The organism is Leifsonia sp. PS1209 (genome assembly GCF_012317045.1).
Taxonomy (GTDB): Bacteria; Actinomycetota; Actinomycetes; order Actinomycetales; family Microbacteriaceae; genus Leifsonia.
The window spans coordinates 4,080,015-4,091,164 of record NZ_CP051154.1 but is presented as its reverse complement, the minus strand read 5'-3'; the positions used below and the strand labels follow the sequence as shown (position 1 = coordinate 4,091,164).

The 11,150-nt window shown below is 64.7% G+C and carries 12 protein-coding genes; 8 read left to right on the top strand and 4 right to left on the bottom strand.

Going from position 1 to position 11,150, the window contains the following annotated elements; genetic code table 11:
• The first annotated feature begins 445 nt into the window (after positions 1-445).
• From rpmH to HF024_RS19595, 8 genes are all read left to right on the top strand, one after another.
• Positions 446-583: a 50S ribosomal protein L34 gene (rpmH, locus tag HF024_RS19630; protein WP_055897189.1), complete on the top strand. Its 138-nt coding sequence runs from the start codon at positions 446-448 to the stop codon at positions 581-583.
• Positions 584-592: 9 nt separating this feature from the next.
• A complete protein-coding gene (rnpA, locus tag HF024_RS19625) occupies positions 593-946 on the top strand; it encodes a ribonuclease P protein component (protein WP_085367446.1) in 354 nt (117 codons plus the stop codon).
• Positions 943-1,254 (top strand): membrane protein insertion efficiency factor YidD, encoded by a 312-nt coding sequence (yidD, locus tag HF024_RS19620; RefSeq protein WP_085367445.1) that lies wholly within the window; start codon positions 943-945, stop codon positions 1,252-1,254. Before rnpA ends, yidD begins: the two co-directional genes overlap by 4 nt.
• Positions 1,255-1,261: 7 nt before the next feature.
• The gene (gene yidC, locus HF024_RS19615; protein WP_085367444.1) at positions 1,262-2,224 is read left to right on the top strand and encodes a membrane protein insertase YidC; all 963 of its coding nucleotides are present in this window, start codon (positions 1,262-1,264) and stop codon (positions 2,222-2,224) included.
• A gap of 12 nt (positions 2,225-2,236) precedes the next feature.
• Positions 2,237-2,854: a R3H domain-containing nucleic acid-binding protein gene (locus tag HF024_RS19610; protein ID WP_168690697.1), complete on the top strand. Its 618-nt coding sequence runs from the start codon at positions 2,237-2,239 to the stop codon at positions 2,852-2,854.
• A 29-nt stretch (positions 2,855-2,883) separates the two neighbouring features.
• Complete coding sequence (gene rsmG / locus HF024_RS19605) at positions 2,884-3,513, top strand: 16S rRNA (guanine(527)-N(7))-methyltransferase RsmG (protein ID WP_168690696.1); 630 nt, start codon at positions 2,884-2,886, stop codon at positions 3,511-3,513.
• A gap of 1,737 nt (positions 3,514-5,250) precedes the next feature.
• Positions 5,251-6,168, top strand: coding sequence for an AAA family ATPase (locus tag HF024_RS19600; protein WP_085367441.1), 918 nt, complete (start codon positions 5,251-5,253; stop codon positions 6,166-6,168).
• The gene (locus tag HF024_RS19595; RefSeq protein ID WP_168690695.1) at positions 6,168-7,121 is read left to right on the top strand and encodes a ParB/RepB/Spo0J family partition protein; all 954 of its coding nucleotides are present in this window, start codon (positions 6,168-6,170) and stop codon (positions 7,119-7,121) included. The genes HF024_RS19600 and HF024_RS19595 overlap by 1 nt, the downstream gene beginning before the upstream one ends.
• 155 nt (positions 7,122-7,276) lie before the next feature.
• On the opposite strand, the gene HF024_RS19590 is transcribed toward HF024_RS19595, so the two are convergent.
• The 4 genes from HF024_RS19590 to trxB all read right to left on the bottom strand — a co-directional run bounded on the left by HF024_RS19590 (position 7,277) and on the right by trxB (position 11,108).
• Positions 7,277-8,233 (bottom strand): D-alanine--D-alanine ligase, encoded by a 957-nt coding sequence (locus HF024_RS19590; RefSeq protein WP_168690694.1) that lies wholly within the window; start codon positions 8,231-8,233, stop codon positions 7,277-7,279.
• Positions 8,234-8,324: 91 nt separating this feature from the next.
• Positions 8,325-9,647: a PLP-dependent aminotransferase family protein gene (locus tag HF024_RS19585; RefSeq protein ID WP_168690693.1), complete on the bottom strand. Its 1,323-nt coding sequence runs from the start codon at positions 9,645-9,647 to the stop codon at positions 8,325-8,327.
• A gap of 135 nt (positions 9,648-9,782) precedes the next feature.
• Positions 9,783-10,109, bottom strand: coding sequence for a thioredoxin (gene trxA, locus HF024_RS19580; protein ID WP_055897216.1), 327 nt, complete (start codon positions 10,107-10,109; stop codon positions 9,783-9,785).
• Positions 10,110-10,121: 12 nt separating this feature from the next.
• Entirely contained in the window at positions 10,122-11,108 is a 987-nt protein-coding gene (trxB, locus tag HF024_RS19575) for a thioredoxin-disulfide reductase (protein WP_085367437.1), read from the bottom strand.
• Between the last annotated feature and the right edge of the window lie 42 nt (positions 11,109-11,150).

Sequence of the window (11,150 nt, the reverse complement as noted above, 5' to 3'; positions counted from 1 at the left end):
CGTTCCCCGTAATTCGTCTCGTGTGGATGCCTTCGACCGGCGAAGTACCCCGACTCCTTCGTCGATGCGTTCATCGGTTCGGCTGCGCGTACGCGGCCGGAAAGGTATTCACAGGGTTATCCACCGCTGTGTGTCCAATACCGTAGCGATCTCCTGCCGATTTTGGGATGGGCTGGGGATAACTTTGGTCCTCACGGTAACTTGTCCACAGGTTGTGGATCAAATTCGTTTGCGGGCATACGGCGGCGCGTCGCTCCTCAGGTTCTTCCCATTCCTGTGCATAATCATTGGATTTGTCTCGTCTGGTTTGACCTCGTCCGCCACAGGTCGTAGTTTTAATCAGTTGACTTCAGCCGTTGAGGCTGCCCAAAAACTTTTCACGGCCTCCCCGTGCTGGACTTTGCATCAGCACCGGCCTGTTAAGAGACCACACGGAGATTGAGATATGAGCAAGCGAACCTTCCAGCCGAACAACCGCAAGCGGGCGAAGACCCACGGCTTCCGTCTGCGTATGCGCACCCGTGCGGGTCGCGCGATCCTCGCTGCACGTCGCAGCAAGGGCCGCACGAAGCTCTCGGCCTAGCCTTCACCGGTGCTCGCCAAAGCCAATCGCATCACGCGGGGGGCGGACTACAAGGCGACTGTGCGCCGCGGCGCTCGCTTCACTGGAGCGAACACCGTGACGTACATCCGTCCCAGTCCGGACCCGGATGTGGTGCGATTCGGCTTTATCGTGGGCAAGACAGTCGGTGTCGCCGTCCGGCGGAATCTCGTGCGTCGTCGCCTGAAGGCTGCGGCCCACGAACTGCTTCCGCGGATGTCGCCGGGCACCGACATCGTGATCAGGGCATTGCCAGCGTCCGCTCAAGCGGAGTGGGCTACCCTGCACGAAGAGATCTCCGCAGCAATCAGCCGATTCACCAGTAGAGGCAACGTCCGTCGATGAACACCGCATTCACTGCAGTGCTCCTTCTTCCGCGGAACTGTGCCGTGTTGGTGCTTCGCGCATACCGTGCGGTTATCTCACCTCTGTACGGAGACGTCTGCCGGTACTACCCGTCCTGTTCCGCTTATGCGTTGCAGGCCATCCAGGAGCACGGACTCGCTATCGGGACCGTGCTCGGCGTTCGCCGAATCGCCCGTTGCCACCCGTGGGCCGCGGGCGGGGTCGATGATGTCCCCCTCAAGAAGAAGCGCCGCTATCGGGTGACACCGTTCGGATTCGTCGTCGCCACAAGCCAGGGAAAGGCCTAGCAACCACATGGACATCATCGGAACGATTCTGTGGCCCATCAAATGGGTCGTGGAGCTCATCCTCGTTGCGTTCCACTGGCTGTTCTCGCAGATCGGCCTCGACCCGGCCGCCGGCCTCACCTGGGTGCTTTCGATTGTCGGACTGACGGTCGTCGTCCGTGCCGCCCTCATCCCGATCTTCGTCCGCCAGATCAAGAACCAGCGCCGGATGCTCGAAATCGCTCCGCAGCTGAAGAAGATCCAGGAGAAGTACAAGGGCAAGAAGGATCAGTTCTCGCGTGAGGCGATGTCCCGCGAGACGATGGACCTCTACAAGAAGACCGGCACGAACCCGCTGAGTTCGTGCCTCCCCCTGCTGCTGCAGATGCCGGTGTTCTTCAGCCTCTTCCAGGTGCTGAACGGCGCCCAGGGTGGCCACGCAGGCGTCGGCCCCCTCAACTCTGAGCTTGCCAAGCAGTTCGGTGGTGCCACCCTGTTCGGTGTCGCTCCCCTGCACCAGAGCTTCCAGGGTGCGATGAACGCCCACCCGCAGCAGGTCGCCGTGATGATCATCGCGGCCGTGATGGTCGTGCTGATGACCGGTTCGCAGTTCCTCACTCAGCTGCAGATCGTCTCCAAGAACATGTCGCCGGAGACCAAGGCGAGCCCCCAGTTCAAGCAGCAGCGCATCCTGTTGTACCTCCTCCCCTTTGTCTTCCTCTTCTCGGGCTTCGCCTTCCCGCTCGGCGTCATGTTCTACTGGCTGACCTCGAACCTCTGGACCATGGGTCAGCAGTTCCTCGTCATCCGCAACATGCCGACCCCGGGTTCGGACGCCGCGAAGGCGCGCGAGGCGCGTCTGGCACGCAAGGGCAAGCTCGTCCAGGAGGACGGCGCCGTCGTGCTGACGGTCGAAGAGGAAACGAAGAAGACCACTCAGCGCGTTCAGCCCGTGAGCAAGAACCGCGCGAAGAAGCAGGCCGGAAAGTAGTAGGGATTCCCAATGACCGATGTGCAGCAGTCCGAGTCCGTAGCCGAGCCCACCTCGGCTGAGGTTCCGTCGGCCGAGGTCGACGTGGACGTCGACGTCGAGTTCGCCGAGTCGGGCGCTGAGTCGCCGGCTCCCGTGTCGTCGGAGTCCGGTGACTACGAGCAGCCGACCGCCGACCAGCTCGATCAGGAAGGCGACATCGCCGCCGATTACATCGAGGAGCTGCTCGATATCGCCGACATCGACGGCGACATCGACATCGACGCCCGCAACGGCCGTTCGTACATCTCGGTCAACGCCGACGAGAACGCGAACCTGCGCCTGCTCTCGAAGCCGGACACGGTGACGGCGCTGCAGGAGCTCACTCGCCTGGCTGTCCAGAACAAGACCGGCTCGTTCTCTCGCCTGATTCTGGACATCGCCGGCTCGCGCGACGCCCGCCAGGCCGAGCTCGCAACGCTCGTCGAGCGCGCGATCGCCCGCATCGAAGAGGGTGCGGAGCAGGCAGCACTTCCCGCGATGTCCTCGTACGAGCGCAAGCTGGTGCACGACATCGTCTCGGAGCGCGGCTTCGTTTCGAATTCGCAGGGCGAGGGTCGAGACCGTCACACGGTCATCACCAAGTCCTAGTTGTTTCACGTGGAACGGGGATCCGAGCGATGAACGACGTCCTCGAGGCTGAGCCTGCTGCTGCCGCTCTTCTCTTCGGCCCGCGCATCGAAGTGGCTCGACAGTTCACGACGAACCTTGCCTCGCAGGGTGAGGAACGCGGACTGATCGGCCCACTCGAACTCCCGCGCCTCTGGTCGCGCCACATCCTGAACAGCGCCATCGTCGCTCCCCTACTCCGTCCGGGCCGCGTCGGCGATATCGGAAGCGGCGCCGGACTGCCAGGGCTCGTCCTCGCCATCGCGCGGCCCGATGTTTCGTTCGTTCTCATCGAGCCGATGGAGCGACGCGTCGCCTGGCTCAACGAGCAGGTCGCCGAACTTAGTCTCACCAACGTGGATGTGGTCCGCGCCCGAGCCGAAGACGTTCGCCTGGATGCGCCGCTCGACCAGGTGACCGCGCGAGCGGTCAGCGCCTTCCGCAAGCTCCTCCCCCTCACCGCTCCACTTCTTCGCGATGGCGGCGAGCTGGCCCTGATGAAGGGCGCCGGCGCGCAGGCCGAAGTGGATGCGGCGACAAAAGAGATTCGCAAGTACAAAGTGCACGAAATCGAGGTTATGACCCTTGGTCAGGACGTCCTGGACGAGGTCACGAGGGTAATCCGCGCGACCGTGAGGTAGCAAGAGGCGCTTAGGATCGCTCCTGTGGCACTGAAGCGGGTGTGTTTTCGGGGGTTTATGCCCTGATAGTGGGTGCTGTTTTGGTGTTTCGGGATATTGCGGGCTCGAAGTCTGATCGCGTTCGTGTTGGTTCCTCGACGGTGTGTAGGTCCTACTAGGGGTGGCGGCGTACGGCGGAGCTCTGCTCTACGCTGAGCCGAAGGTCGTGGCACTTCGCGGCTTGATGCCGTTGGGGCGTTCATTGCTGGCGCATGGCGGCGTGGTAGGGCCCAGCGCCGGTCGGCTGCGGCTGCACCTGTCGCTGCCTATCGGTGGTGATGAATGCGGTGGGGTACCCCGGTCGGCGCAGCGGTCGCGGGCACAGACCGACGCAGCCAGTTCGGCGTGGAGTTGTTGCCTCGTGAGCGTCAGGTGGAGTTGCTTCCCTCGTGGCTCCGCAATAGACGTGAGGCAATGCGGGGAAACGGGGTGTGACGTGAGACCTGAGGATCCTTATCAACCCGCGCTCTCCGATGAGTCGCTTGACCTGGGTGAATCTACTTCGTCGGCTTCCTGTTGCCCGCGACGACGCAAATGGTATTGGCGGGCCGTGCCGGGCGCGGAGTTGAGGTCGATTCAGGTGCGCGCGTGTGGATCGGGGATCGTTGGATGGGCGTGTGGCGATCGGCGCGGCCTACTGGGTTCCCAGCGCAATTCGCGTCCGACATATAGAGACCGGCGCGGGGATCGCAGCGTGACTGGACGGCGTTTCACGTGAAACGGGCACCTGAACTGGCCGTCGCCGGGCGCGCCCGGTGCGGCTATCGCCTGTCATGTGGGGGCGCTTGCCCGTCGCTAGAACCGGTTTCGTGTGTGCCTCGGTGCTGGTATCTGGCCAGGGGTGTCCTCGCTCCTCACTGGAAACGAGTTGGTGTATCCGGGTCCGACCAGAGAGCGTGAGATCGCTTTCACCGCGGTGGTCAATGTAATGGGAGTGGCCCGCTGTCCAGCCGCCCGCCCCCGGTCGAGCAGCGTGGCTGCGATCCCAGGAAGTCGCATCACCAGGGAAGGTGTCGGCAACTCCGCGCGCCGACATGAGCGGCACGCGGAATCCTGCGCGCGCCGTTCAAGTCGGGTCACTCTGGACGGCGCAATCCGCCACCCGACACTGCTCCTCCGCCGCTCAGGACCAGCAGTCCCCCCCGGCGCACATCACATCACATCGTCCCTACAGGCACTAATTGGTGCGCGAACTGGTTCCGCCTGGCCCGCACATCCACTCGCAGGAGCCGTGCGCCTAACGTCCGCATGATTGGGAGGCCTGTGCGCCAGATATGCCGAGCCCGCACCCTTTACGCGATCGGTGACGGAACGAGTCGCCGCGCGGGACGCGCCGAGCGTTTCACGTGAAACTGTAGCCCAGGAAGCGCCGACATGGACGAGCGGCGCAGCCCGCGAACGGTGCGAGGAGCTCGCGAGGACCGGCGCGCCGAATTCCTATGTAGATGTGAGCGGTTTCGAGGCAATCTAAGGAGTACATCCCCGCTGCCTAGAGCTACCCGGCGGCGCGAGCCGAGGCAACCATCATCTCGGGCCACTCCCCACATTTCCCACAGCCTCCAACTATCCACAGCGTGCCGCGAATCGGAATGGCAAGCACACCATCCAAGATAGAGTTGACTGATGGCCGCAGAGCGCATGCGACCCCGTACTCAGACACCCGGTGCCGTGCACCATGATCGAGCGACAAGGTTTCACGTGAAACAACCGGACCAGGATGCCCAGGTCGGATCGAGCCCGACCGGCTTCGACGCATCCACTCCCCTGGCGCAGGAAATCCACGAACTGACCCGTCGACGGGAGGCTATCGCCTCCGAGACACTCCCCCTGCCGTCGCGGACCCGTATCTTCACCATTTCTAATCAAAAGGGCGGGGTCGGGAAGACTACCACCGTCGTGAATCTCTCCGCTGCACTCGCGAAGTCGGGTGCTCGGGTGCTGGTGATCGACCTGGATCCGCAGGGAAACGCATCCACTGCTCTCAGCGTTGAGCACCGTGAGGGCACTCCCAGCGTCTACGACGTGATCGTCAACGACAAAGAGCTAGACGAGGTGATTCAGAAGTCTCCGGAGTTCGATGGACTGTTCGTGGTCCCGGCGACAATCGACCTCGCCGGCGCAGAAATCGAACTCGTGTCGATGGTTGCGCGTGAGCAGCGCCTGGGGCGCGCCCTGACAAGGTTCCTCGACGAATACGACTTCGACTACGTCCTGATCGACTGCCCCCCGTCGCTCGGATTGCTCACGATCAACGCATTCGTGGCCGCGACCGAGGTGCTCATCCCCATCCAGTGCGAGTATTACGCTCTGGAGGGCCTGAGCCAGCTGCTCAAAAACATTCAGCTGATCGAGCGGCACCTCAACCCCAAGCTTCAGGTGTCCACGATCCTGCTGACCATGTACGACTCCCGCACCAATCTGGCCCATCAGGTCGCCGAGGATGTGCGGGATCACTTCCCCAAGGAAGTCCTGAAGACCATCATTCCGCGTTCGGTCCGCATCTCGGAAGCACCGAGCTACGGGCAGAGCGTCATCAGTTACGACACGAATTCGTCCGGCTCGCTCTCCTATCTGGAAGCCGCCGCCGAGATCGCACGCAGAGGAGCACCCCGCTAATGGCAGCGAAGCGCACAGGATTGGGCCGAGGAATCGGCGCGCTCATCCCCACCACCGACCAGTCGGCGCGTCCCGTCGACGTGTTCTTCCCCGACTCCTCCGCAAACGCTGCATCGGATGGCCTAGTCGCCGTCCCGGGTGCCCGGCTTGCCAACCTCTCCCCCGCTGACATCGTGCCGAACGCTGTGCAGCCGCGCACCGAGTTCGACCGCGAGGCGCTGGACGAGCTTGTGGCGAGCATCCGGGAAGTGGGCGTGCTGCAGCCGGTTGTCGTGCGGCCGATCGCTGGGCAGCCGGACAAGTTCGAGCTGATCATGGGCGAGCGCCGCCTGCGCGCGACGAAAGAACTCGGGCTCGACTCCATCCCGGCGGTGGTCAAAGAGACCGCCGATGAGGACATGCTCCGGGATGCGTTGCTCGAGAACCTTCACCGCTCACAGCTCAACCCGCTTGAAGAAGCATCGGCGTACCAGCAGCTTCTTGCTGATTTTGGGATCACCCAGGAAGAGCTTGCTACGCGGATCGGACGTTCGCGCCCACAGATCACCAACACCCTGCGTCTTCTCAAGCTGCCGTCCAGCGTGCAGAGCCGCGTGGCGGCCGGCGTTCTGAGTGCGGGTCACGCGCGGGCGATCCTGTCCGTCGGGGACGACGAAGAAGCCATGGCGCGACTCGCGGACAAGATCGTCAACGAAGAGCTTTCGGTGCGCGCGGCCGAGGCTGCGGCGAGCACGAGTCCGAAACCGGTGCGGTCGAAAGCGACGGCGGGCAAACACCGTGGGCACCTGGATGAGATCGCCGAGAAGCTCGGGGACCGTCTGAATACGCGGGTCAAGATCTCACTCGGCGCGAGAAAAGGCCAGATCGTGGTGGATTTCGCGACGATTCAGGACCTCAACCGCATCCTGGATGAGATCGGGCAGCCGAGCTACACCAGGCCGACCTTCAGCTGACGCGGCGGGTGCACTGACGCAGCGGGTCCCCCCTGACTCCGCGGGTACGCTGACGCCGCGAGTCCGCTGACGCCGCGAGTTAGCTAGGGCCGCGAGTCAGTTGACCCCGCGGCCCGACTAGCGGTCGATCGGAGCCGCCACCCGCCGCGACCCCGTCACGCCTCCGCGATAGCCGCTAGCGCCAGCGCCGCGTACACATCCCCGAGGTCGCGCCCCGACGCCGCGATTGCCTGCGGCATGATCGACGTCTCCGTCAGACCCGGGAGCACGTTCGCCTCCAGGAACCACGGCACCCCGGCTTCGTCCACGATGAGGTCGATGCGGGACAGGTGGCGGAGGCCGAGCGCGACGTGCGCCGTCGTCGCAGCCGACGCCACCGCAGCGGCGGCCTCGTCGTCCAGCCGCGCCGGCACGTAGAACCGCGTCTCCCCCGCGTTGTACCGCGCGTCGAACGTGTACGCACCGGACACCGGCTCGATCTCCACGGCGGGCAGCGCTTCCGGCCCGTCCCCCGTGTCGATGACCGCCACCGACACCTCAACGCCCGTCACCTTGCGCTCGATCAGCGCGACGTCGGCGTAGGTGTACGCGTCGACCATCGCGCGCGGCAGCTCGTCGGCCTGCTCCACGATCGTCACGCCCTGCGCGGAGCCACCCTGCGCCGGCTTCACGACGAGCGGCGTGCCGAGACCGTCGAGCACCGTCGCCAGGACGCTGTTGGCGCCCAGCTCACGGAAGGTCTCCTTCGGGAGGGCCACCGACGGGGGCGTCGCCACTCCGGCGCGTTCCACGATGGTCTTCGCTGTCGGCTTCGACCAGGCCAGCCGGGAGGCGTCCGTGCGGGAGCCGACGAACGGGATGCCCGTCTGCTCCAGCAGGGCACGCAGAGCGCCGTCCTCACCGCTCGCGCCGTGCAGGGCCGGCCAGACCACATCCGGTCGGTTCTCGGCGAGGAAGCCGAGCAGGGACGCATCCGGGTCGCGGAACGTCACCCGGTGACCCAGCGAGTTCAGCGCGTCCGCGACGCGGCGGCCGCTGCGGAGGGAGATGTCGCGCTCGTGCGAGATGCCACCGGCAAGCACGACGATGTTGAGAGCGGCGTTTTCTGCCATGATCAGCTCTTTTCTTCAAACTCTGTCGGGTGATGAGTGCGCGGTGGCCTGCTGCGGGATGGGATCGAGCGGGCAGGACACTGGAGGCTGCTCAGCGCAGGTCGGTGGGTGGGTTGGGACTGTTGCGTTCGCGGCGCGCGGAGAACAGCGGGCCGGTGCCGGCGAACGTGTCCAGCAGGTCCTGCTCGCCGTTGAGGACGTTCGCCAGCCGGCGAACACCCACCCGGATGCTCTCGGGCGTCGGATAGCAGAACGACAACCGGATGTTCTGGGCGCCTGAACCGTCCGCGAAGAACGCGGTCCCCGGCGTGTACGCGACCAGTTCGGTGACCGCTCGCGGAAGCATCGCCTTCGAGTCGAGGTGCGGCGGGAGTGTCAGCCAGACGTAGAACCCGCCGTTGGGGTTCGTCCAGCTCAGCTCGGGCAGATACTCCTCGAGCGCGGCGATCATCGTCTCCTTGCGCTCCCGGTACACGCCGCGGAAGGTGTCGATCTGGCCCTTCCAGTCGGCGTCGCGCAGATACTCGGAGATGACCAGCTGGCTGAACGAGCTGGGGCTCAGCACGGCCGCCTCGTTGGCGAGGATCAGCTTCTCGCGGATCGCGTGCGGCGCCAGCGCCCACCCGACCCGGAACCCGGGGGCGAGCGTCTTGGAGAACGTGCCCAGATAGACAACACCGTCCTGCTCGACGGAACGCATCGCCTCCGGCGGCCGCTCACCGAAATAGAGCAGACCGTACGGGTTGTCTTCGAGCACGAGGATGTCGTTGGCCTTGCAGATCTCCAGAATCTCCAGGCGGCGCTCCCAGCTGAGGGTCACACCGGCCGGATTGTGGAACGTCGGCACCGTATACAAGAACTTCACCTTGCGGCCGGCGGTCTTCAGCCGGGCGATGTGCTCGCGGAGGGCCTCGGGGATCAGACCGTGCTCATCCATCGGCACGTGGTCGACCTCGGCCTGGTACGAGCGGAAGATCACCAGCGCGGTGACGTAGCTCGGCCCCTCGGCGAGCACCACATCCCCCGGGTCGATGAAGAGCTTGCTGAACAGCTCGAGCGCGTGCTGCGAGCCGGTCGTCACGACCACGTCGTCCGCGCTGGCCTTGATGCCCTCCAGCGCCATCACATCCAGGATCTGCTCACGCAGGGCAGGAACGCCCTGGCCAGAGCCGTACTGCAGCGCCACAGGGCCCTGCTCGCGCATCACCCGGTCCATCGCGCCGACGACCAGATCCTCCGGGAGGGCCGCGACGTACGGCATGCCGCCGGCCAGGGAGACCACCTCTGGCCTGCTGGCGACGGCGAACAGGGCTCGGACCTCACTGGCGGCCAGGCCGCTCGTGCGCTGCGCGTAGTGGTTGTACCACGGGTCCAGATTGTTGCCGCGTGAAAGCGGGCTGCCCTGTTCAGTCACTTGTCTTCCGTTTCTTACGCCGTTTGCCAATGCTATTTGTGTGGTGCGCCGTGCCCGAAATCGAGGGATGCGCGGTGATACAAAAAAAGACCCGCCCGGCGTATTCGCCGGACGGGTCTGTGAAGAACTGGTCGGCTACGCGAGGTAGGCGGCCAGGTCGGCTTCGAGGGCAGGCTTCGGCTTGGCGCCGATGACGGTCTTGACGACCTCGCCACCCTGGTACACCTTCATCGCGGGGATGGAGGTGATCTGGTACTTCGCAGCGGTCTGCGGGTTCTCGTCCACGTTGAGCTTCACGATCTCGATCTTGTCGGAGTGCTCAGCGGCGATCTGGTCGAGGATCGGGCCGACGGCGCGACACGGGCCGCACCACTCTGCCCAGAAGTCGACGAGGATCGTCTTCTCGCTGTTGAGGACATCGCTCTCGAAAGAGGCGTCCGTGACCGAACGTGCTGCAGACATTCTTATATCTCCTTATGCGGTGGTTGTGAGTTCGAGATCGCTGGACTCGACCTCGACGGTCTGGTCCAGCAGGTCTTTGGGGAGGGTCGTGAGGTAGTGCTCCGCGTCGAGAGCCGCGACCGTTCCGGATGCGGCTGCCGTGATGGCCTGACGATACGTCGGGTCGATCACATCACCGGCGGCGAACACACCGGCGACCTTGGTCTTGGACGAACGACCGGCGACCGCGATGGTGCCCTCCGGCGTGAGGTCGAGCTGACCGTGCACCAGGTGGACGCGCGGGTCGTTGCCGATCGCGATGAACAGGCCGTTGAGGGCGAGCTGGCTCTCGGCGCCGCTGTTCACATCCCGCAGGGTGACGCTCTCCACGGTCTCTTCGCCGTTGATGGCGACGACCTCGGAGTTCCACACGAACTCGATCTTCTCGTTCGCGAAAGCGCGCTCCTGCATGATCTTGGATGCGCGCAGCTCCTCCTTGCGGTGGATCACGTAGACCTTGTCCGCGAAGCGGGTGAGGAAGTTGGCCTCCTCCATCGCCGAGTCGCCTCCGCCGACGACAGCGATCGTGCGCTCACGGAAGAAGAACCCGTCGCAGGTGGCGCACCAGGACACACCGTGTCCGGACAGGCGCTCCTCGTCGTGGAGACCGAGCTTGCGGTAGGCGGAACCGGTGGCGAAGATCACCGAGAGGGCTTCGTGCTTGGCACCGGAGCCCAGGGTGACGCTCTTCACGTCGCCGGTGAGGTCGACGGACACGACGTCGTCGAGGACGACCTCCGTGCCGAACCTCTCGGCCTGCGCCTGCATCTTGAACATGAGGTCAGGACCCATGATCCCCTCGGGGAAACCGGGGAAGTTCTCCACCTCGGTCGTGTTCATGAGTTCTCCGCCTGCTTCGACGGAGGAAGCGATCAGCAGCGGCCGGAGGTTGGCACGCGCAGCGTAAATCGCTGCGGTGTAACCGGCGGGGCCGGAACCGATGATGATGATCTGCCGCACGGCGGGAGCTCCTTGCACTATCTGTAACGGCCCGGAACCGGA